At 67.2% G+C, this 20,763-nt stretch carries 20 protein-coding genes; 9 read left to right on the top strand and 11 right to left on the bottom strand.

From position 1 onward, the window contains the following. Positions 1–28: 28 nt before the first annotated feature. From A5709_RS14215 to A5709_RS14200, 4 genes are read left to right on the top strand one after another with little or no spacing between them, the layout of a single operon-like run. Positions 29–997 (top strand): enoyl-CoA hydratase/isomerase family protein, encoded by a 969-nt coding sequence (locus tag A5709_RS14215; RefSeq protein ID WP_067943712.1) that lies wholly within the window; start codon positions 29–31, stop codon positions 995–997. 14 nt (positions 998–1,011) lie between these two features. Next, on the top strand, positions 1,012–3,327 hold the full coding sequence (locus tag A5709_RS14210; RefSeq protein ID WP_067943709.1) for a CaiB/BaiF CoA-transferase family protein: 2,316 nt from the start codon (positions 1,012–1,014) through the stop codon (positions 3,325–3,327). Further along, entirely contained in the window at positions 3,324–4,088 is a 765-nt protein-coding gene (locus A5709_RS14205) for an SDR family NAD(P)-dependent oxidoreductase (RefSeq protein ID WP_068120421.1), read from the top strand. The genes A5709_RS14210 and A5709_RS14205 overlap by 4 nt, the downstream gene beginning before the upstream one ends. A 4-nt stretch (positions 4,089–4,092) precedes the next feature. Then, positions 4,093–5,364 (top strand): hypothetical protein, encoded by a 1,272-nt coding sequence (locus tag A5709_RS14200; RefSeq protein ID WP_067943705.1) that lies wholly within the window; start codon positions 4,093–4,095, stop codon positions 5,362–5,364. 10 nt (positions 5,365–5,374) lie between these two features. Here A5709_RS14200 and A5709_RS14195 read toward each other — a convergent pair whose 3' ends face one another. The 5 genes from A5709_RS14195 to A5709_RS14175 all read right to left on the bottom strand — a co-directional run bounded on the left by A5709_RS14195 (position 5,375) and on the right by A5709_RS14175 (position 11,267). Beyond that, positions 5,375–6,682 (bottom strand): HNH endonuclease signature motif containing protein, encoded by a 1,308-nt coding sequence (locus A5709_RS14195; RefSeq protein WP_082974025.1) that lies wholly within the window; start codon positions 6,680–6,682, stop codon positions 5,375–5,377. 219 nt (positions 6,683–6,901) lie between these two features. After that, positions 6,902–8,011, bottom strand: coding sequence for a Xaa-Pro peptidase family protein (locus A5709_RS14190; protein ID WP_068120420.1), 1,110 nt, complete (start codon positions 8,009–8,011; stop codon positions 6,902–6,904). Then, a complete protein-coding gene (locus A5709_RS14185) occupies positions 8,001–9,233 on the bottom strand; it encodes a Xaa-Pro peptidase family protein (RefSeq protein ID WP_067943699.1) in 1,233 nt (410 codons plus the stop codon). Before A5709_RS14185 ends, A5709_RS14190 begins: the two co-directional genes overlap by 11 nt. A 93-nt stretch (positions 9,234–9,326) precedes the next feature. Next, positions 9,327–10,550 carry a cytochrome P450 gene (locus A5709_RS14180; RefSeq protein ID WP_067943696.1) on the bottom strand — a complete coding sequence of 408 codons (1,224 nt, stop codon included), beginning with the start codon at positions 10,548–10,550 and terminating at the stop codon, positions 9,327–9,329. Between the two features lie 39 nt (positions 10,551–10,589). Further along, positions 10,590–11,267 carry a TetR family transcriptional regulator gene (locus A5709_RS14175; protein ID WP_067943694.1) on the bottom strand — a complete coding sequence of 226 codons (678 nt, stop codon included), beginning with the start codon at positions 11,265–11,267 and terminating at the stop codon, positions 10,590–10,592. A 144-nt stretch (positions 11,268–11,411) separates the two neighbouring features. On the opposite strand from A5709_RS14175, the gene A5709_RS14170 reads away from it, so the two are divergent. Beyond that, positions 11,412–11,909: a nitroreductase family deazaflavin-dependent oxidoreductase gene (locus A5709_RS14170; protein WP_067943693.1), complete on the top strand. Its 498-nt coding sequence runs from the start codon at positions 11,412–11,414 to the stop codon at positions 11,907–11,909. Here the strand turns inward: A5709_RS14170 and A5709_RS14165 are convergent. The 3 genes from A5709_RS14165 to A5709_RS14155 form a co-directional block, all read right to left on the bottom strand. After that, on the bottom strand, positions 11,906–12,397 hold the full coding sequence (locus tag A5709_RS14165) for a DUF2231 domain-containing protein (RefSeq protein WP_067943692.1): 492 nt from the start codon (positions 12,395–12,397) through the stop codon (positions 11,906–11,908). The genes A5709_RS14170 and A5709_RS14165 overlap by 4 nt on opposite strands. A gap of 33 nt (positions 12,398–12,430) precedes the next feature. Then, complete coding sequence (locus A5709_RS14160) at positions 12,431–13,054, bottom strand: hypothetical protein (RefSeq protein ID WP_067943691.1); 624 nt, start codon at positions 13,052–13,054, stop codon at positions 12,431–12,433. A gap of 117 nt (positions 13,055–13,171) precedes the next feature. Next, complete coding sequence (locus tag A5709_RS14155) at positions 13,172–13,990, bottom strand: SigB/SigF/SigG family RNA polymerase sigma factor (protein ID WP_067943689.1); 819 nt, start codon at positions 13,988–13,990, stop codon at positions 13,172–13,174. A gap of 671 nt (positions 13,991–14,661) precedes the next feature. Between A5709_RS14155 and A5709_RS14150 the strand changes: the two genes are divergently transcribed. The 3 genes from A5709_RS14150 to A5709_RS14140 all read left to right on the top strand — a co-directional run bounded on the left by A5709_RS14150 (position 14,662) and on the right by A5709_RS14140 (position 16,902). Further along, complete coding sequence (locus A5709_RS14150) at positions 14,662–15,555, top strand: SDR family NAD(P)-dependent oxidoreductase (RefSeq protein ID WP_156744729.1); 894 nt, start codon at positions 14,662–14,664, stop codon at positions 15,553–15,555. A 181-nt stretch (positions 15,556–15,736) separates the two neighbouring features. Next, complete coding sequence (locus A5709_RS14145; RefSeq protein WP_067943685.1) at positions 15,737–16,522, top strand: heavy metal-binding domain-containing protein; 786 nt, start codon at positions 15,737–15,739, stop codon at positions 16,520–16,522. Beyond that, positions 16,522–16,902 (top strand): DUF5073 family protein, encoded by a 381-nt coding sequence (locus tag A5709_RS14140; protein WP_068120419.1) that lies wholly within the window; start codon positions 16,522–16,524, stop codon positions 16,900–16,902. The genes A5709_RS14145 and A5709_RS14140 overlap by 1 nt, the downstream gene beginning before the upstream one ends. Positions 16,903–16,948: 46 nt before the next feature. Here A5709_RS14140 and A5709_RS14135 read toward each other — a convergent pair whose 3' ends face one another. The 3 genes from A5709_RS14135 to A5709_RS14125 form a co-directional block, all read right to left on the bottom strand. Beyond that, on the bottom strand, positions 16,949–17,584 hold the full coding sequence (locus A5709_RS14135; RefSeq protein ID WP_369827332.1) for a cutinase family protein: 636 nt from the start codon (positions 17,582–17,584) through the stop codon (positions 16,949–16,951). An 88-nt stretch (positions 17,585–17,672) separates the two neighbouring features. After that, positions 17,673–18,125, bottom strand: coding sequence for a hypothetical protein (locus A5709_RS14130; protein WP_068010107.1), 453 nt, complete (start codon positions 18,123–18,125; stop codon positions 17,673–17,675). A gap of 37 nt (positions 18,126–18,162) precedes the next feature. After that, complete coding sequence (locus A5709_RS14125; RefSeq protein WP_068120417.1) at positions 18,163–18,834, bottom strand: TetR/AcrR family transcriptional regulator; 672 nt, start codon at positions 18,832–18,834, stop codon at positions 18,163–18,165. Positions 18,835–18,989: 155 nt separating this feature from the next. On the opposite strand from A5709_RS14125, the gene A5709_RS14120 reads away from it, so the two are divergent. After that, on the top strand, positions 18,990–20,756 hold the full coding sequence (locus A5709_RS14120) for an amidohydrolase family protein (RefSeq protein ID WP_068120415.1): 1,767 nt from the start codon (positions 18,990–18,992) through the stop codon (positions 20,754–20,756). Positions 20,757–20,763 lie beyond the last annotated feature (7 nt).

Genomic DNA, 20,763 nt, shown 5'->3' with positions numbered 1-20,763 from the left:
GCTATCTCAAGAGAAGTTGGAGACGACGATGCCCGAATACGACTACGAAGAAATGAAGAAGGAAGCCGAGCAGTACATCAGGTTCGAGAAGGACAAGAAGAACCGGATCGCCTACATCACCTTCAATCGCCCCGAGGAGCTCAACTCCACCACCCTGGGCATGCGGCAGAACTACGCCGACCTGATCCACAAGTGCAACGTCGACGACGACGTCAAGGTCGTCGTGATCCGGGGCGAGGGCGAGGATTTCGGCAGCGGGGGCGACCTGCCCGAGCAGCGGGGAATGCTGGAGAACCCCGGGATGCCGCTGCTGCACGAGCTGGCGATCAACGATGATGACGTCAAGTACCCGCCCGGCGGATCGTATCGCTACCTGTCGACCGTCACCGATTTCTATGCCAAGGCCCGAGCGGGAAACCGCCCGCTTCAGGAGCTGCGGAAGATCAGCATCATCGAGGCCAAGGGCTACTGCTACGGCTGGCACTTCTACCAGGCCGGCGACGCCGACCTGGTGGTCGCCTCGGACGATGCGCTGTTCGGGCACCCGGCCTTTCGCTACGTGGGCTGGGGACCGCGGCTGTGGTGGTGGGCCGAGACGATGGGGCTGCGCAAGTTCTCCGAAATGCTGTTCACCGGAAGGCCGTTCAGCGCCAAGGAGATGTATGAATGCGGCTTCGTCAACAGCGTGGTGCCCCGGGAGAAGCTAGAAGAAGAGACCCTGAAGTACGCGATGGCGTGCTCCCGCTCCCGCCCGACCGACACCGTCGCGGTGCAGAAGACCTTCCTGGAGCTCTACAAACAGCACAAGGGTGAATACTTCGGCAGTCTGCTCACCGGCATGGTCGAGGGCATGCTGCCGATGATCCAAAACGACGCCGAGGAAGTGGACCTGACCGCGGGCACCTTCGAGAAGGGCCTCAACAACGTGGTGAAGGACAATGACCTGAACTTCCCGCCGGAGTGGCGCCTGAGCCGTTCGGGACGTGCGAAGCCCTGACCGTCTGATCTCGCATGTCGGCGCTGGCGGGTTTCCGGGTCGTCGAGCTGGCCGGGTCCGTGGCGGGGGAGTACTGCGGAAAGTTGTTGGCCGACTTCGGTGCCGAGGTCCTCAAGGTCGAGGAGCCGGGGCGCGGCAGCCCGACGCGCGCGATGGCTCCCATCCTCGCCGACGGTCCCGAGGGCAGCGGGTTGTTCGCGTACCTCAACACCAACAAGCAGTCCGTCGTGCTGGATCCCGACCGCCTGCAGGAGCTGATCGCTTCGGCCGACGCGGTCATCGAAGACCGCGACTCGGGCGGGTCCGATCGGCATCCGTCCGTCGTTTTCTGTTCGATCACACCGTTCGGGCGGGACGCGCCCGCCGAGTTCGGCAATGCCGAGAGCATCAACGTTTTCCATGCCAGCGGTTGGGGATACCACACTCCCAGCCACCCCGACCCCGCCAAGCCGCCATTGCAGGGGCCCGGCCGGTTCCTGGCCGACTACGAAGCGGGACTCGACGCCGCGCTGTGCGTGACGGCGGCGCTCTTCGGGCGCCTGCACAGCGGCCACGGCGATTCCATCGACATCTCCGCGCACGCCGTGCTGGCCTCCCGCGCCGACTGCATCATCGGCCGGTTCATCACCGGTGAGGTGACCGCCGAAGGCCACCGCAGCGACTACGACCAGGCAGGCCCGGCAGCGTTTTTCGCGTGCGCCGACGGTTTCGTGTACCTGTACATGACGAGCCGAACGCACTGGCTTGGCCTGAAAGCACTTGTTGGCCACCCGGCTTGGCTGGACGAGTTCGACGACGACTGGCTGGAGTTTTCCGTCACCCCGCAGAAGGTGGCCGCGTTCCATCGGGGGTTCGCGGCGTGGATCCGGGACCTCACCAAGGACGAAGTGTCCGATCGAGCCCAACACCTGGGTGTGCCGCTGGTGCCGGTGAACGGCGCCGCAGACCTGCGTGATTCGCCGCAGTACCGGCATCGCGGTTTCTTCCAGCAGGTGCGGCACCCCGTGTTGGGTGACGCGGCGTACCCGACGGTGCCATACGCCTTCAGCGCGTCCCCGGCGCGAATCGCCTCCGCCGCACCGGCCCTCGGCGAGCACACCGGACAGGTCCTGGGCAGCATCGATGCCCCGCGCCCGCGGTCCCGAGTCAGGTCGGCGCAACTCAAGCCGCCCAAGGATCCGCGCGGCGGACCGCTGCAGGGGGTTCGGGTCGTCGAACTCACCAAGGTGTGGGCCGGGCCCTACGCGGGCAAGCTGCTGGCGATGCTGGGCGCCGAGGTCATCAAGGTCGAGACCGCGGGCAGCCCCGAGGAGATGCGCGCCTACGGCGGCACCGACATCAACCACGCGCCCTACTTCCTCAGCATCAACCCCGAGATCCTCAGCGTGGACCTCGATATCAAGTCCAGCGACGGCATGGCGCAGCTGCGTGAGCTGATCGCCCGCAGCGACATCGTGATCAACAACCTGCGCCCGGGCGCGATGGAACGTCAAGGTCTCGGCCATGATCAGCTGACCGAGATCAAGGCGGACATCATCTCCGTGTCGATCAAGATGTGGGGCAACGACGGACCGCTGGGTCACCAAACCGGCTACGCGCCATGCTTCGCCGCGCTCGCGGGGCTCGCTTCGCTGGTCGGCTATCGCGGCGGGCCGCCGCTCGGGACGAGCATGCGCTACGGCGATTCGACCGTCGGCGCGGCGGCCGCATACGCCGCCGTGGTCGCGTTGTTGCATCGCGAGGTCAGCGGCGCCGGGCAGTTCATCGACTTGTCGGCCGTGGAAACCCTGTCATCGATGATCGGCGACTGCCTGCTCGAGCATGCCCTGAACGGAAAGGCCCTCGGGCCCAACGGAAATGACCATCCGGACCTGTGCCCGCATGGCTGCTATCCCTGCGCGGACGGTGGCTGGATCTCGGTGGCCGTCGCCGACGACGCGCAGTGGCGTCGGTTGTGCGACGTGCTGGGCGCGGGATCGCTGGCCCGAGAACGCCGCTACGCCACCATGCAGGGGCGACGGTGCGATGCCGAGACGCTCGACGCCCGCCTCACGCAACTCACCCGGTGCCATGAAGCCGAGCAACTCGCGGACCGCCTGCGCGCGGCGGGCGTCCCGGCCGGCAAGAGTGCGACCGCTCTCGACGTGATCGGTGATCAACGGCTGTGGGACCGCGAGCTCTACCGGTTCGTCAGCGACCATCGTGAGGGCCAGCGCCCGATTGTCGGGCCCTCCTGGCGGATGGCTCGCGGCCAGGCACGTATCGCCCGCGGCGCGCCGGACCTGGGCGAGCACACCGGCTACGTGCTACACGAGATACTGGGCGCATGACGGGGAAACTTGCACACACCGCGGCCCTGGTCACCGGTGCCAGCAGCGGAATCGGGGCCGCGACGGCGAAAGCGCTCGCCGCGGAGGGCGCGGCCGTGGCCCTGCTCGCGCGCCGCGCGGACCGGCTCGCCGAATTGCAAGCCGATATCGAATCCGCCGGTGGCACAGCGCTGGTGGTGGCGGCCGACGTCACCGACGCCGAGCAGGTATCGGCGGGCGTGCAGCGCGCCGTCGCGCATTTCGGCCGGCTCGACACCGTGGTGAACAACGCGGGGCTGATGCAATCCGGACCGGCGGTCGAGGCGTCGCTGCAGGATTGGGACGCCATGGTGACGGTCAACGTGCAAGGGGTCCTGTACGTCACGCGGGCGGCGCTCCCGCACCTGATCGCCGCCGCCGCCGACTCGCCGCGCGGTGTCGCCGACCTGGTCACCATCAGTTCGACCGCCGGGTGGGTGGCCCGACCGAACACCGCGGTCTACTCGCTGACCAAGTTCGGCGTGAACGCCTTCAGCGAGGGCATCCGGCAGGAGGTGCTCGGGCAGCGCGTCCGGGTCGGCGTGGTGGGCCCGGGAACGGTCGATACCGAAATCTTCACCCACCTCGCCGAATCGTCGCGGGAGGCGATCGAGCGCCAGACCGCCGGCATGGTCAAGTTGCGTCCCGAAGACATCGCCGACGCGGTGCTGTTCATGGTGACCCGGGACCGCCGGGTGGCCGTCAACCACATGCTGGTGCGCGCGGCCGAACAAACCTGGTAAGCAATTGACTTCACATTGGGCCGTGGGCGACCGGTACGGGTTGGCGTTTCCGGCCGACCCCGCGGCGCTGAAAAGCGGTGCGGCGGCGTTCCTCACGGAGACGCTTGTCGCCTCTGGTGCGTTGTGGGACAACGGTATCGCCCGCGTCACCGGGTTCGCTGAGGTTGCCGGCGGCAGCACGGGACGCAAGGCGATGCTCTCGGTCGAATACGCTCATCCGGCCCCGGGTCTGCCCGCCGACTTGTTCGTCAAGTTCTCGCGCGATTTCGACGACCCCGCGCGCGACCGCGGCAGAACCCAGATGGAACCCGAAGTGCGATTCGCCGCGCTGTCCGGTGCGGCGGGATTTCCGATCGCCGTACCCCGGGTGCTGTTCGCCGACTATCACCGCCGGACCGGCACCGGGATACTGGTCACCGAGCGGATCCGATTCGGCGGCAACGGGATCGAACCGAAGTATCACAAATGCCTGGACTACGAGATGCCCGAACCCCTCGAGCACTACCGAGCGCTGATCACCGCGCTGGCCCGGCTCGCCGGCACCCATCGATCCGGCCGGCTGCCGGCCGAGCTGACCGCGCCCTTCCCGCTGGACGTGGCGACCGCGACGGTGGGGGATCGGGCGGCGCTGTCCCCGGCCAAGCTCGAGCGCCGCGTTGACCAACTGGCCGACTTCGCCGAGACCCGCCCCGGGCTGCTGCCCGCTTGTTCACCCGAGTTGGTGGCGCGCCTGCGTGCGGACGTGCCCCGGTTCGCGCATTATGAGCAGGCTGTCGCGGCCCTCTTGTCGACGGACTCCGACTACGTTGCGCTGTGCCATTGGAACGCGAACATCGACAACGCATGGTTCTGGCGCGACCCCGGAGGCGTTCTGCGCTGCGGCCTGATGGACTGGGGCTGCGTCGGCCAGATGAACCTCGGGATGGCGGTCTGGGGAGCCATGTCTGGCGCCGAAACCGACTTGTGGGACTTGCATTTCGACGAGCTGTTGCAGCTGTTCGTCACCGAATTCCATTGTTGCGGCGGTCCGGAGCTCGATCCGGTTCGGTTGCGCCGACACACACTGCTGTACGCGGCGGCGATGGGCGTCGCCTGGCTGCTGGGGGTACCGGCGTTGATCCGCAAGCGATTCGAAGCCATACCGGACAGCCGGCTGCATCCACTGATCCGGGACGACGAGAGCGTGCGGGCGCCGCTGCAGATGCTGTCGAACCTGCTGTTCCTGTGGGATCGGCATCGCGTGGGGGAGCTGCTTGACGCCGCGCTCGCGGAATGAGACACCTGAGCTAAGGCTCTTCGTCGTCCTCGTCTCGGAGCAGCTTCTCGGGATGATGAAAAGTGTTGGTGCGCGGCTGACCGCGGTCCAAATGCGGTGGCGGTATCCATTCCGTGTCGCCCTTGGCGTTCTTACGTGTCGTCCAACCGCCGGGCTTCAGCAGGTGGTGATGCGGTCCGCACGCGAAGGTGAGGTCGTTGACGTCGGTGCGCCGGCACTTGGCCCACTCTATGACGTGATGGACCTCCGCGTAGTAACCCGGCACGGTGCAACCCGGTGCGGAACACCCGCGATGCTTGGCGTACAGCACGATTCGCTGGCCGGGGGAGGCGAGTCGTTTGGTGTGGTACAGGGCCAGGGCTTTGCCTTTGTCGAAGATCGCCAGATAATGACGCGCGTGGCGGCTCAAGCGGATCACATCGCTCATCGGAAGGATGGTGCCGCCGCCGGTCAGGCCGCGCCCGGCGGCGGCCTCCAGCTCTTGCAGCGTCGTGGTGACGACGATGGAGGCGGGTAAGCCGTTGTGCTGACCCAGTTTTCCCGAGGCCAGGAGGGCTCTGAGGCCCGCATTCAGCCCGTCGTGATTGCGTTGGGCCGCCGACCGGGCGTCGGCATCGATGGCATCCTGGCTTGGTGCGCCGTCTACGCATGGCACGTCGTCGAGCGGGTTGCACATGCCGGGTGCGGCCAGCTTCGCGAGAACTGCCTCAATGGTGGCCCGCAGCTCCGGGCTGATCACGCCGCGCAACTCCGACATGCCGTCGGCTTGCTGCTTGCCCAGGGTCAGTCCACGCCGCCGCGCGCGGTCCTCGTCGGTGTAGGTGCCGTCGGGGTTCAGGCAATCGGCGACGTGATCGGCGAGCTGGGCCAATTGTTCGGGGCGATAGTTCATTCCGTGGGTAACGAGGTCGGCTTCGACGGCTTGACGCGTCGCGAAGTCCACCCACCCGGGCAGCTGACGGAAAAACCTGCGGATCACCGCCACCTGCCCGGTGCCCAGCTTTCCGTCTCGTTGGGCGTCGGCGGTTGCGGCAAGGATCGGCGCCAGGGGCTCGCCGGTTAGCCCGCGCCGCGGCCCCAGGTCGGCCGCCTCCTGGATGCGCCTCGACGCTTCGGCGCGGCTGATCGAAGTCGATTCGGCGATCGCATGGGAGAGCTTGCCGCCCAACTCCTCTGCCGTGGCCTGGCGGGCCAAGTTGTTGATCAGCGGATGCTCGATAGCCGGGAGCTGGCGGCGCACCTTCTCGCAGCGCTTCAACATCGCTAATTGCTCGGGAGTGGCCAGATCGTCACCGTCGTAGCCGACCAGGTCGCCCATGGCAGCGTCGATGGTGTCGAATGCTGCCAGCACAGCGTCGCGATCTATAGCCACACTGCGAAACTATCGGCACCCACCGACAAAAAACCCGCCGTTGAGACCGCTGAAGCTAAAGTGACACAAGTGGTTTCAGCAGAGGGCGCGCCTTCTTTACTGCGGCATCGGCATCGGCATCGGCATCGGCATCGGCATCCGCGGCTGCAGAAGGTCAAATCTTAATCAGCCAGTCCACGGCGGGCTGGTAGTCATCACATCGACGCCGTCCTCGGTGATGTGCACGGTGTCCCGCCGGAATACCGCGCCGATTCCCTCCTGCCACACATAGCCGGTGATCGCCAACACCATGCCGACCTCCAGCTCGTCGTATTCGCCCGCGGCGAGCAAAGGCTCGGACACCACCGGCGGATCGAAACCCAACCCCAATCCGTGCGCGATCGGCATCGGCGGTATTGGCTCGCCGGCCGACTGATAGGCGGCGAGCAGGTCGGAGGTGGGTGCGCCGGGGCGGCAGGCCCCAAGCATGCTGTCGTGCAACGCGTCCGACCGTCGGAAGAGCTCACGGGGAGCGTCACCGACCGGCCGGGTGCAGCCCACCTCGGCGACATAGCCATTCGCCAGTGCCCCGGCGGCGAACGCCACCAGGTCGCCCGGCCGAGCCTCGCCGGAATCGGCACGGCGCCAAGGGTGTTCCTTCGACGTCACCCAGGCGGCGTCCTGAGTGGCCGGCGTGCTCACCCCGCCCGCGGCCATGGCCTGCATCATGGCAGCGGCCAGTGTCCGCTCAGAGACTCCCGGCGCGAATTCGGACAAAGCCGCGGCGAGTCCGCGTTCGGCGACGCGCAGGGCGGTGTCCATGGCCGCGATTTCGTCAGGTGTCTTGATGCGCCGCGCCGCGCGCATCGCCGGCTCCGCGTCGACGAGCTCGGCATTGGGGAACGCCTCGGGCAGCAGCGCGGCGAAAGTGGGTGTGATCGCATCGGATCCGACGCGGCGCGCCGTCTCGGCACCGTCGATCTTCTTCAGCACGTCGATGAGCGTCATCGGGTTCCACGCCAGTCCGTAGAGGTGATCGTGCCCGATCTCCTCCGGAACCCCCTCGTCGTCAGTGCTGTTGAGGTAGATGTCCCTGGAAGCGCGCACCACCACACACATGGGACCGAACGGCCGCGTCCCGGCGATCCAGAGCTGCGGTGCGCCGGTGACATAACGAATGTTGGCCTGCCGCCCGAGCACCAGGACGTCGAGCCCGTGGGCGTCCATTTGGGCCAGTGCCCGTTCCCGACGGCCCATCCGCAATGGGTGGGGGTCGGGCACAACCTCAGTCGCCATAAGGGGAGTAGGGGTAGTCGGTGATCGGCAGGTAGCCGTCTTCGGTGATCACCACGATCTCTTCACTGCGGTAGCCGCCTGTCCCGTCCTCCCACACCACTGGTTCCAGAACCAGAACCATCCCGGGCGCAAAGACGAAGTTGTCGTCGAATTCTTCGCCGAGATCCGTTCCGATCATGGGCGCTTCGGCGGGGTAGGTGCCGATGCCGTGGCCCAGGTAGAAATGCGGTAACCACGGTTTGCGGCCACCGTTGGCGGCGATCGCCGCCCGCGCCAGATCACCGGAAGTGACACCGGCTTTGGTCGCGGCGAGCACCGCATCCATGATGGCCCGCCATTGCCGGAACTGATCCTGTTGCCGGGGCGTGGGCTGCTCGCCGACAACCCAGGTACGGCCGAAATCGGAGCAGTAACCGAGGTAGGTCATGCTGATATCGGTCCAGAGCACATCACCGGCGGCGAGTTCACGATCGGTGGGCAGCAGCGGCAACGCAAGGTCACCGTGGGTCGTCCAGACTCCGGTTTCGCGCGAGCTGGGCATGACCTGCCAGATGGCCTCCAGCATGTTGGTGGTGGCGCCCAGCTCGAAGGCGCGACGCACCAGCGTGGCCGAAAGCTCGGTCTGACGCACGCCCGGGGCCAGGGCCGCCTGCACGTCCACCATCGCCTCTTCGGTGATGCGGGCCGCCCGGCGAAGGCAGGACAGCTCATCTCGCGTCTTCACCAGCTGCGCGGCACCAACCACGATCGCCGCGTCCGTCGGCGCGCCCGCGGGGAACAGGTTGGGGCCTGCCCTGCGCATCGCCCCGGTCAGCTCGTCGACGCCGATGTTCGCGCCCGGCGGAATCAGCCCGGCCAGCTCGCGCGCGAATTGCCCTACGCCGTGGTCGAATTCGAGGTAGACCGGGCCGTGCAGGTGGTCGTCGGACACCGGGGGTGCCGCGGACGCTCCGCCGCGGAACGGCATGAACAGGTGCGGATGTTCGTCGTCGGCGAGTACGACCGCGACCGGGCGCTCCACATGCGAGAGGCCCGCGTCCAGCAGCGGCCAGCTGGCGCCCGTCGCATACCCGACGTAGCCGTTCATCGACAGGATCAGCGCGTCGACACCATGGTCGGCCATCGCGGACCGCAGCCGCGCCCCGATTTCCGTACGCATGCGTGCCCGGTCCGGTTCGTCGGGTATGTCGATCACCGAGCCGTGGGTGAGTGAATTCGTCATCAGATACCCAAGTGGTGCGAGCAGTCGGACGACCACGTCACGTTGTCGATTCCGATCTCAAGGGTGCGGGTTTGCGACGACATCATCGTTTACTCACCATGTCACCGGAAGCTCGTATAGGCCATAGGCCAGCGCGTCGTGTTTGAACGGCAGCTCTTCCACCGGCACCGCGAGCCGCAGGCTCGGGGCGCGACGCAGCAACGTGGGCAAGACGATCTGCAGCTCCATCCGGGCCAGCTGCTGCCCGACGCACTGGTGGCGGCCGTAGCCGAAGCCGACGTGCGGGCCGTCCTCCCGGCGCAGGTCGAGCCGCTCGGGCTCGGGGAATTGGCGGGAGTCCCAGTTCGCCGGCGCCACGTCGAGGATGATGCCCTCGCCGGCGCGGATGGTCTCGCCGCCCACGTCGATGTCCTCGACCGCGATGCGGCGCTGGCCCGTCTGAATGATGCTCAGGTAGCGCATCAATTCCTCGACCGCGACGGCAATCTCCTTCGGATCGTCGCTGTCGCGCATCCACGCCAGCTGGTCGGGATGGTCGAGCAGGGCCGCGACGCTCAGGCTGATCATGTTGGCGGTGGTTTCGTGACCGGCGATGAGGACGCCGGTGGCCAACTGCGCGGCCTCGCGGACGCTGAGCTCTTCGGCGTTGACCCGCTCGGCGAGGTCGGACACCAAATCCTCCGAGGGGCTTTGCATTTTCGCCCGCACCAGATTGGCCAGGTACTTCGCCAACGATGCCGCGCCCTGGGCCGTGTCCTCCTCCGTCGCGTAGCGGCCCATGCCCCGTTGGGCTTGGGCCTGGAAGAAGTCGGCGTCCTCGTAGGGCACACCCAGCAATTGGCTGATGACCAGCGATGGGACGGGCAGCGCCAACGTGCTGACGATGTCGCCCGGCTTGGGGCCGGCCAGCAGCGCGTCGATGTGATCGTCGGTGATCTGCTGCACCGCCGGGCGCAGCGCCTCAACCCGCTTGAACGTGAAGGGCTTTGACAGCATCCGCCGGAATCGGGTGTGTTCTCCGGCGTCGGAGGTGAACACCGATCGCGGGCGCTTGTGCACCGTCGCGAGCATGCCCTCGTTCCAATGTGGATATCCCGGCAGCCGGTCGTCGACGCTGGCGCGCGAGTCGGTGAACAACTCCCGGATCGCCTCGTAGCCGTGGATCAGCCACGGCGTGCTGTCGTCCCAAATTCGCACCCGGCTGAGCTGCTTGTCGGCGTTGAGCTCCAACACCTTTGGGGGCGGGGCGAACGGGCAGCCCGGCGCCCGCGACATCGGGAACTCCGGGATATCGGTGGCGGTCGAGACGTCGGTCATCGTTCTCCTTGCTGCTGGCCTGCTTTGGTTTTCGCCGGACTAGCCGGATGCCGCACCCACGTGGACCGGTGCGCGCCACAGGCCGACGATGGCGTCGATCAGGCCTTCGCCGGCGACCGGCCAGGCCGAACGCGACCGTGGCCCGTGTTCGGCCAGGGCGCCTTCGTGCTCGGCGCAGGTGTGCATGAGCAGGTTGCGCACCATGACCATGCGTTCTGAACGCACCCGCTTGGGCAGCTCGGGGAGGCAGCGATTGATGCCGTCGATGGTCCGCACCAGCAGCGGCGACGTGAGCGCGTCTTTGGTGACGACGTGGCGGTAGGTGGGGTCGGCCATGGCCTGGGCGGCGAACCGCGCGTACCAGCTGGGCGTACCCAGCGCGTGCAGGTGATCGGTGAGGGGTCGCACCAACGCGCCCACCCAGTCGCGCAGGTCGATCGAATCGTCGACGGCGTCCAACATCTGCGCCCGGAGCTCCTCGATGGGTTCCCGATGCCTGCTCTCGATCGCCCGGAGCAGGTCGGTCCTGGTGCCGAAGTGATAACAAGCCGCGGCGTTGTTGCCCTGCCCTGCCGCCTCGCTGATCTGCCGATTCGATACGGCATACATGCCGCGTTCGGCGAACAGCACCTCCGCGGCCGACAGGATCGCGTCCCGCGTACCCGTCGATCGGACGGACCGGGCCATCCGCTCGGCGGTCATCGCCTCAGTGAACACCGCGTGCCTGATTAAATCAAGCAGTTTATTTAATAGTTTGGTCGCCGGGCGGTGTGCTACGCGTCCGCATTGGAATCCCGTTCCGTCAAGGTGATTTCATTGCTGCGACGCCCGGGCCGGCCCGCACGGGAATACAGTCGCCGTATGAATCCGCTCCAGCGGCTGGCCGCCAATCCGACGGCCTACCGCCGGCTCGTCCTCAATGGCCGGCCGGTCGCGGAAGCCGTCGAGGCGCTGATGCGGTTCGTGACGGGTGGGCGGCTCGGCGTGCTGGACCTGGCCGGCCTGCCGAACGTGCGGATCACGACGGCGGGACGCAAAACGGGCCTCGCCCGCACGGCGACGGTGCAGTACGTGCCCGTCGACAATGGGCTGTTGCTGGTCGGTTCCAATTGGGGTCGGGACCGCCACCCGTCGTGGTCGGCGAATCTGAAAGCCACGCAGCGGGTTACCGTCCGCAGGCGCGGGCAGCGCTTCGTCGCGGCGGTACGGTTACTCACCGGCGAGGAGCGGGACAAAGCGTGGTCAGAGGCGCTGGCGCACTGGCCGAACTATCAATTAGCCCAAGACCGCGCGGGCGGGCGCCAGTTCCGCCTGTTTCTCCTCACGCCGCAGATCCCATCGCGACGCGGCGGGGACTAACCCGGATGCGACTTTTTCAGCTTCGCGATCTCGTCGCCCCAAACCGACTGCGCACCAGCATCACCCACGCGATAGATCTGGACCGTCGACCCGATGGCAGCGGCAAGAACGAGTATCGCGATGGTCGCCCGGACGACCACGCGGCTCTTGTCCGAGCGGCGTTCGATCACGCGCATCACCACTAGCACCAGCGCGGCCGCCAGCAGTGCGGCGGCGAAGTAGGTCATCGTCGCGCCCAGAGTGGCGTGCTTCTGCAGGATGGCGCTGGGTTTGGCCCTCAGGTCGTAAAGCCATTCCCCGGCGTTCACCGTGATCGGCGTCAACACCATGGTGGCGACCGCGAATATCAGAGCGAGCCACAACAGCGGGCCCCGACGCGCCGTCGGCCAAAACACGCACACGATCTCCAGCAGGGCGGTCAGCGGTACCAGCACGACCACGAAGTGCAGCAGCAGGGCATGGGCTGGCATGCCGTTGATGATGGTCATCGGGCTCCTTGGTGGTGGGCGGTCAGTTCGCGCTCAGCCGCCGAGGCCCTTCTTGATGGCGGCATCTTGTTTCTGACCAACGTCGTTGACGAAATCCGCGGGGGCCAGGGTGTCGGGCGGGCCGTCGAACTGCAGCGTGACGAAGGCCCTGCCCTCGGTGAACAGCAGTATCGTCACGCCCTTGCTCTTGTCCGGATTGTTGCCCAATAAGGTCGTTCCGCCGGTTCCGACGTTGGCAGCTTGCGTCGTCGGGTTCTTGATCACGTCACCCTGGGCGCCCTTGGCCGTGTTCAACGCGTCGGTGGCGGCGCCGGGGTCCGCGAACACCTGGATGGTGTCCTTGATGACGTGGCTGCCGTCCTCGTCCTTGAACGTCGTCGCGACGCCCGGCTGGCCATTCGGGTTCGGGGTCGGTGGGGTGGCGGTGAACGGTATCGGCGCGTTGATGTCGCTCGCCTGGATCAGCAGTCCGGTGTACTCGCTCGGCTGCGCGGCGGCCGACGACGTCGGAGCCGAGCTGTGCGCACTGGTGGCCGAGCTGGACGACCCCGACTTCGACGGCGTCGAGGTCGTCGAATTCTTGCCGCACCCCGCTATCGCCACCGCCAGCGCCGCCGTCACCGCGACGCCCGCGGCCACCGTCCGTGAAGTCCTCATCGCTCGAGCTCCCTTCCAGGCCGCCTTCGGCGCCACCGTCGAGTTCGTTCCCGAATCGCACAGTACATTGCGGCGCGGCGCCACCGTGGCGCCGAAGGCCCCGAAAGAGATGAGGGGCTAATCCAGTTGGTCGCGTAGGCAGCGCAGGGTGCTGGCCAGAATGCGCGAGACCTGCATCTGCGACACCCCGATGCACTCGGCGATCTGGCTCTGCGTCATCGATTCGAAGAATCGCATGCGCAAGACCTCGCGTTCGCGCTCGGGGAGTCCGGCAACCAGGACGCGCAGCGCTTCCCGGTTGGTGATGTGTTCGATCTGCGGGTCGATGCCGCCGACCGCGTCCGCGACCAGTCGCGGTGTGCCCGAGCTGTCGGTGCCCACCGGCGCGTCCAGGGAATCCAGCCGGTAGGCGTCGCCCGCCACCAGGCATTCCACGATCTCCTCGCGCGGGACTTCCAGCTCCTGCGACAACTCGCCCGCGGTGGGTGCGCGTCCCAGTTTCTGGGCCAGATCGCCGGTCGTCCTGCTGATCTGCACGTGCAGTTCACGTAATCTCCGCGGGACCCGCATGCCCCAGCTGTAGTCGCGGAAGTAACGCCGAACCTCGCCCATCATGGTCGGCACCGCGAAGCCGATGAAGCTCGGGCCCTTATCGGGATCGAACCTGTTGATGGCGTTCATCAGGCCCAGTCGCGCCACCTGGATGAGGTCATCGAGCCCCTCGCCGCGGCGGGCGAAGTGGCTGGCCACGTGGTCGGCCAGGGGCAGGCATCGGGTCACGATCCGTTCGCGCTGGCGACGGTATTCGTGCGACTCGGCCGGCATCCGGCGCAGCAGCACGAACATCTCGACCACGTCGTCGTACGAATCGTCGGCTTTCTTGTCACGGCACGGCGGGGTGGACGCAGGACGGGCGGGAGCAATCACATTGGTCATAGGCGCACGCGCCCGTTCGCGGCGCGGCTGATCCTGAAAACTTTGGTGCACAAACATTTCTGCATTACTGACTCACTCCTCTGAGTCGTGTGCAACGAGACTGGCAGCTATGCGCACGTCGCCTCACTGCACCTGTATCCGCAGGACTGGTCGGTAATCGAACGCGCGGGTTACCGGCGGGAGATGACTCAGGTGTTTGTCGCCGGAGCCATGCCAAGCTCAGTAGCCATGCGGCTGACTGGCCGCTTTGGGCTAAACGGCGACACGTCCAGAACGGACTTCGTTTACGACTATACGCCCCATTGCGTGCGCCCGCGATCGCTCACCCCGAGTCGGCCCCGGCCCTTGTCCCACCCGTTTGCACCGAACAAACAAACCGCATCGCAGCAAACCTCCTGACGCTTGCCCGGGCCAGCACTTTCACCGCGCGAAATGGACCGTCGGGATTACTCCGGTTCGAACCGGCGGCCGCCGGCAAAGCGGAGCGGCATTTCTCAGGTTAACCGGAGTCGACCGCGCCCATCACATTCCGCGCGTGTCGGAAGGCGCCGGCTACGGTTCTCATTTCTGGCCCGGCTGGGTACTGTTCGCCTAATGTTCGTGACCGATTTCCCGCGACTTGCTCTCGACCCTAGCCGAGAGCCGTTCGCGCACAACGCATTATGACGGCGATGAATGCCGGCGGGCGCTCGCTGGACGGGCGCGGCGTGGTGGTGGCCGGCGGCAGCCGGGGGATCGGGCGGGCGGTCGTCGAGCTGCTCTGCGGCCTGGGCGCGGGCGTGATCGTCAACGGGCGCGACGCGGAGGCGGTGGAGGAGACGGTCGCCGCGGTCACGGCGTCCGGCGGGCATGCCAGCGCGGTGGTCGGACCCGCGGACGACGAGCGCATCGCCGGCGTCCTTGTCGATGACTGCGTGCGCAGGTATGGACGACTAAATGGGCTGATCAACTGCGCGGGGATCGCCGAACCACCCGGCTCCTCGATTCTGAACATCTCGCCGGGCGACTTCGACCGCTTGATCAGCGCTCACCTCGGCACCGCTTTTCACACCTGCCGGGCGGCGGCTCCCGTCATGGCCGCGCAGGGGCACGGCGCCATCGTCAACACCAGTTCGGTCGCGTTTCTGGGCGACTACGGCGGCACCGGCTATCCCGCGGGCAAGGGCGCCGTGAACGCGCTGACGATGGCCATCGCCGCCGAACTGAAAGGCCACGGCGTGCGAGCCAACGTGGTGTGTCCCGGCGCCCGGACCCGGCTGTCCACGGGTGCCGAGTACGAGAAGCACATCGAAGACCTGCACCGGCGCGGGCTGCTGGACGAGATGACCATGCGCGCCTCGCTCGACAGCGCGCCGCCGGCCTTCGTGGCTCCGCTCTACGCGTATCTCGTGAGCGACCTGGCGCGGGCCGTCACGGGCCAGATCTTCGTCGCGGCAGGCGGATTCGTCGGCGGCTTCGACCGGCCGACGCCGCGGGTGCTGGGCTACCGCGACCACCGCGACGGCGAACCCTGGTCGCTCGACGATCTGCACGCGATGATCGGCGCCGCGCAAGCCGCGCACTGATCGACCCGGGCGGCAGCAAATCGATCTGGTCGACGCCGTGGCGGTGTCGCCACGGGCCGGGAGCGGCGCCCCCAAGCGCCCTGATTTCACCACTGATACACGGGAAAGTCGCACGTTGTGGGTGTGCGGGGCCGCCCGGCGGCCTACGCTGTCCTGCGAACCGCAGGAGGGTGTTTTGACAATGCAACCGAACCCGCTCGACCCAGTCGCCAGCGAACGGCTGTCGCACGCAGGCAAAGTGTTCACCTCCGATCTCTCGATCAACGAATTCGCCTTGTTGCATGGGGCCGGGTTCGAGCCGATCGAGCTGGTGATGGGCGTCTCGGTCTACCACGTCGGGTATCAGTTCACCGGGATCCGGCAACAATCCGAGCTGCCCGTGCTCACCGACGCGACCTACCGGGCGCGCTGGAACGCGATGTCGCGGATGCAGGCGGAGGCCGATTCGCTGGGCGCGGACGGCGTGGTGGGTGTCCGCCTCGAATGGCGCCATCAGGGCGAGGGCGAGCATCTCGAGTTCATCGCGGTCGGCACCGCGGTGCGATACACGGAGAAGCCCGGAGCCTATCGCCGTCCCAACGGGCAGGCGTTCACCAGTCACCTGTCCGGGCAGGACCTGACCACCCTCCTGCGATCGGGATTCGTCCCGGTCGCGTTCGTGATGGGCAACTGCGTGTTCCACATCGCCGTGCAAGGGTTCCTGCGCACGCTCGGCCAGGTGGGGCGCAACGCCGAGATGCCCCAGTGGACGCAAGGCAGCTACCAGGCCAGAGAGCTGGCGATGTCGCGCATGCAGAGTGAGGCCGAGCGCGATGGCGGAAGCGGCGTCGTCGGGGTGCACTTCGCCATCTCCAACTACGCCTGGGGGCATCACACCGTGGAGTTCTACGTCGCGGGAACCGCGGTGCGTCGCGGCGGTGCGGCGCAGCCGGTGACGCCGTCGTTCGTCCTGCCCATGAGCGATTGATGACGAGCCTCGATCACGAGCGGGTCGGCCAGTCCATCGGAGCGGCCTTGTCGGGTCCCGGGGGAGTCGGGCTGGTCCTTCGGGTGTTCTCCGGCGTTCCGGGGGTGATTTTCACTCCCGCGCGCCGCGGCTTCTTCCGGTCGCAGCCGGAACGGGTGCAGATCGGCCACTGGCGTTATGAAGTCACCCCCGACGGCCGCCTGAGCGCCGCCCACCTGGTGAACGGCATCGTTCTGGGCGAAGAGGTCCTCGCCGCGGCTGCCGTCGGACCGCACATCGCCCGCGCCCTCGGGCAGCTGGTGACCGGCTACGGCCCAACGATCATCCCGAACATCGATGCGGCCATCGAGGTCCTCGATGCCGGGGCCGGACCGCGCTGACGCCGCCCGCTCGCCGGTTGCCTCGGGGCCCTGTTCGAGCGCCGGTCTACACGCGTCCGGCGGCGAAATCGGCCGCCTGGTCAACCAAGCCGGCCTCGACGTACTGGCGGTGCGCGACGGGGTTGCCCCCGTCCGAACAGACCGGGTCGCCGGGCACGCACAACTCGATGGTTTTGGCCGAATAAGGGGGGCCGATCGTCACGGGCGGTTCGTTGAGGATGCTCATGAACTGGTTCGACGGCTTCCCAAAGAGCGCGAGCGCGGCCACGTGGTTGGAAACCTCGGCCGGCATCGGCTGCAGCGCCTGGACCAGGTGCACCCCGTCCGGCACCGCGCTCTCGGTGACGAAACCAATCACGGCCGCGCCCTGGGAGTACCCGCCCAGCACCATCCTGGTTCGGGGGCAGGAGACCGCCATGTGTTCGACGTGCGCGCCCGCGTCGCTGATTCCATCCACGGCCCTGGGGAAGTCAGTGGTCGCCGGGTAGTCGACGGGATACACGCCCACGGACCTGCCGCCGACGCGCGGCCGCAGGCTGTCGACGAAGCTCTGTCCGATCCGGCCGATGCCGGGCGGCTCGTTGGTGCCCCGCGCGAACACCACCTCGACGTCGGGGCACGGCCCGGCTGCCGCGACCGGAACGGCCGGGAGCGTCCAAAACGCTGCCAGCACAGCACAAATCAAACCGCCGAGACGATGCGCCTGCACAGCGTGATTTTGTCACAGGGTGACTAAGTGCGCGCGTTATGCGGTCGCGGCCGCCGGCGTGCTACCGCGCTTGCCGGTGCACCAACGAACCGGCGGCCCGGAGCACGCCGCGAAACGCGTAGGCGGCGGTCACCACGGTCAAGATGATGAGGAGCACGAACATGGGCAGCCAGTTGCCCCGACTGTGGTCGACCTCCCACCAGATGATGGTGAACAGCACGACACAGAGCAGCAGCACCACGTCCCGCCAGTTGCCCCGGTAAGACAGCGCCGCCTTGCGCAGCGCCCGGCCCCGGTCCGCGGTGTCGATCAGGTCGTCGATGCGGGCGTCGATGGTGCGTTGCAGCTCGGCGCGCCTCTCGGCGGCCTCCGGCGGCAGCCGGTCGAGCAAGTCCATGTCCTGTTTGATCAGCCCCCGATAATCCGGGCCCCGGAATTGCCCGGCGGCCACGGCAAGCATCGCGCCGCCGAACACGGGCGCGCTGTTCAGAGCGATCTGTCCGAGACCCGTCATGCCCGCTCCTTAACGGTCGTGGTCAACGTCGGCGGGGTCAGGATGCCTTGAACGGGCGCCGTCGCGTTCGCGGGGGCTCGGGGCTGTGCAGCGCGTCCATCGCACGCATCATCTGCGGGTAGGCGATCGCCGGTCCGAGCCAACGCGTGAGATAGCGCCGCAGATCGGCACCGCTGCGCGCCGGGCGTCCCGGGTCGGCGAGGAACGAATGCAGCACCCGCAGGCTGAATTCGTTCAATTCATCGAGGCCGGCTTCGTCGAAACCGTAGCTCTCCCAATCGATGTCGTAGCGATGCAGCATCGAGCGGCCGAACGCCAGGGCGGTGTCGGAGATGATGGAGACCTTCTGCCCGCCGCGATGGCGTTGGTTGAGCACGAATTCGACCTGGTTGTCCGAGGCCAGCTCTTCGATGGCGTACGCAATTCCTTCGGTGATCGCCACGACGGGGTCGGTGACCCCCTCGAGGTGGGCCGCCATCCGATCCAGGAAGCCGTCGGCCGATCGCATCGCCGAGGCCACCAGCAGCGCCTGCGTCCCGGGGAAGTATCGATACACGGTCTGCCGGGTGACCCCGAGCGCCCGCGCCACGTCGGCGATCCGCAGCGCCGAGCCGGGCTCGGCAATGATCTTGTCGGCGGCATCAAGGATGCGCCCGATCGCCTCCTCGTCGGAGGCGGGCGTGTTCCCTGCCCAACCGTGACTGCGCATTTAGCGGGCGGCAAACCCGTAGTCGGTGATCCCCACAGCCGGATCATAGCGGCTGGGAGCAGGCGATCGTGGCTGGTTAACATGGGCGGACACTTCCGCCACTATGTATGCTCACTGCGGACCATGGGGGTGCCGCGCGGCAGGAAGGCCGAACTTTGCACTACGACACCGTGATCACCAACGGTCGCTGGTTCGACGGGACGGGTGCGCCGTCGGCGCGCAGAAACATCGGTGTGCGCGACGGCCGGGTCGCCACCATCACGCCGGAACCACTCGACACGGCGGGTGCCGATGTCATCGACGCGACGGGCCAGTGGGTGATCCCAGGGATCATCGACATCCACACGCATTACGACGTCGAAATACTCTGTGAGCCCGAGCTTTCCGAATCGCTGCGGCATGGCGTGACCACTGTGATGCTGGGATCGTGTTCGTTGTCCACGGTTTACCTGGACAACGTGGACGCGGGCGATATCTTCGGCCGCGTCGAGGCGATTCCCCGCCGCTACGTCATCGAGCACCTGGACGCGGCCCGCTCATGGACCAATCCTGCGGAGTATGTCGCCGAACTCGAGCGGCGAAACCTGGGGCCCAATGTCGCCGCCTTCATGGGCCACTCCGACATGCGTGCCGCAACGATGGGGCTGGACCGCGCAACCCGCAAGGACGTCCGGCCGTCGGCCGCCGAGCTGGCGCGGATGGAGTCGATGCTGAACGAGGCGCTCGACGAAGGCTTCGTTGGGATGTCATCGCAGCAACTGCTGTTCGACAAACTCGACGGCGAGGTCTGCCGGTCGCGAACCCTGCCGTCGACGTACGCGACGTCCCGCGAACTGCGCCGGCTGAACGCTATATTGCGGCGGCGCAACAAGATTCTGCAGTCGGGGCCCGACATCAAAAACCCGCTGTCGGTGGTGTCCCAGCTGGCGACGTCGCTGGGATTCGGCCGGCCCCGGTTGAAGACCAGCCTGCTCTCGGCGGCCGACATCAAGGCCATACCGCCGGTGATCCACCTGATGGACTCCCTGGCCCGAGCGGTGAACGCCCTGGGCGGTGACTTCCGGTGGCAGCATCTGCCGGTCCCGTTCGAGGTCTACGCCGACGGGATCTCGCTGGTGGTGTTCGAAGAGTTCGGCGCAGGCGCGGCGGCGCTGCACTTGCAGGACGAGATCGAGCGCAATGAGCTGATGCGCGATGAGGACTACCGCCGCCGGTTCCGCGAGGACTACGACCAGAGGTTCGGGCCCCGGGTGTGGCACCGGGACTTCTTCGACGCCGAGATCGTCGCCTGCCCGGATGCGTCGGTGGTCGGCAAGTCCTTCGGCCAAGTGGGCCTGGACCGCGGCGGGCTGCATCCGGTCGACGCCTTCCTCGACCTGGTGGTGGAGCACGGCGAAAGCCTGCGCTGGCGGACCACGATCTCCAATCATCGCCCCGAGGTGCTCAAGAAACTGGCGCGGAGCGAAACCGTCCAGATGGGCTTCTCGGACGCCGGCGCACACCTGCGCAACATGGCCTTCTACAACTCCGGATTGCGTCTGCTGCGGCACGTGCACGAGGCGGACAAGCACGGCTCCCCGTTCATGTCGATCGAGCGTGCCGTGCACCGGCTCACCGGCGAGCTCGGGTCCTGGTACGGAATCGACGCCGGCACCCTGCGCGAAGGGGACCGTGCCGACATCGTCGTGATCAACCCGGACAAGCTCGACGATTCGCTGGATCGCTACGCCGAGCATCCGGTGCAGTCCTACGGCGGCTTGTCCCGGATGGTCAACCGTAACGACGACACCGTCAGCGCCGTGTTGGTGGGCGGACGGTTGGCGTTCGGTGCCGGCGAGGCCGCACCGGCGCTGGGCAAGCAGAAATTCGGCCGCTTCCTGCGGGCGGACCAGACATCCAGGAACTTGACGCCGGTCGCTTAACCGTTGC

The organism is Mycobacterium sp. E1386, assembly GCF_001672745.1.
Lineage (GTDB): Bacteria > Actinomycetota > Actinomycetes > Mycobacteriales > Mycobacteriaceae > Mycobacterium.
This window is presented reverse-complemented; position numbering and strand designations above follow the sequence as displayed.

Bases quoted from the DNA above. Each gene is read 5' to 3' on its own strand.
- A5709_RS14215 (WP_067943712.1), top strand. From the start codon at position 29: ATGCCCGAATACGACTACGAAGAAATGAAGAAGGAAGCCGAGCAGTAC.
- A5709_RS14210 (WP_067943709.1), top strand. From the start codon at position 1,012: ATGTCGGCGCTGGCGGGTTTCCGGGTCGTCGAGCTGGCCGGGTCCGTG.
- A5709_RS14205 (WP_068120421.1), top strand. From the start codon at position 3,324: ATGACGGGGAAACTTGCACACACCGCGGCCCTGGTCACCGGTGCCAGC.
- A5709_RS14195 (WP_082974025.1), bottom strand. From the start codon at position 6,682: ATGGGCGACCTGGTCGGCTACGACGGTGACGATCTGGCCACTCCCGAG.
- A5709_RS14190 (WP_068120420.1), bottom strand. From the start codon at position 8,011: ATGGCGACTGAGGTTGTGCCCGACCCCCACCCATTGCGGATGGGCCGT.
- A5709_RS14185 (WP_067943699.1), bottom strand. From the start codon at position 9,233: ATGACGAATTCACTCACCCACGGCTCGGTGATCGACATACCCGACGAA.
- A5709_RS14180 (WP_067943696.1), bottom strand. From the start codon at position 10,550: ATGACCGACGTCTCGACCGCCACCGATATCCCGGAGTTCCCGATGTCG.
- A5709_RS14170 (WP_067943693.1), top strand. From the start codon at position 11,412: ATGAATCCGCTCCAGCGGCTGGCCGCCAATCCGACGGCCTACCGCCGG.
- A5709_RS14165 (WP_067943692.1), bottom strand. From the start codon at position 12,397: ATGACCATCATCAACGGCATGCCAGCCCATGCCCTGCTGCTGCACTTC.
- A5709_RS14160 (WP_067943691.1), bottom strand. From the start codon at position 13,054: ATGAGGACTTCACGGACGGTGGCCGCGGGCGTCGCGGTGACGGCGGCG.
- A5709_RS14155 (WP_067943689.1), bottom strand. From the start codon at position 13,990: ATGACCAATGTGATTGCTCCCGCCCGTCCTGCGTCCACCCCGCCGTGC.
- A5709_RS14150 (WP_156744729.1), top strand. From the start codon at position 14,662: ATGAATGCCGGCGGGCGCTCGCTGGACGGGCGCGGCGTGGTGGTGGCC.
- A5709_RS14145 (WP_067943685.1), top strand. From the start codon at position 15,737: ATGCAACCGAACCCGCTCGACCCAGTCGCCAGCGAACGGCTGTCGCAC.
- A5709_RS14140 (WP_068120419.1), top strand. From the start codon at position 16,522: ATGACGAGCCTCGATCACGAGCGGGTCGGCCAGTCCATCGGAGCGGCC.
- A5709_RS14130 (WP_068010107.1), bottom strand. From the start codon at position 18,125: ATGACGGGTCTCGGACAGATCGCTCTGAACAGCGCGCCCGTGTTCGGC.
- A5709_RS14125 (WP_068120417.1), bottom strand. From the start codon at position 18,834: ATGCGCAGTCACGGTTGGGCAGGGAACACGCCCGCCTCCGACGAGGAG.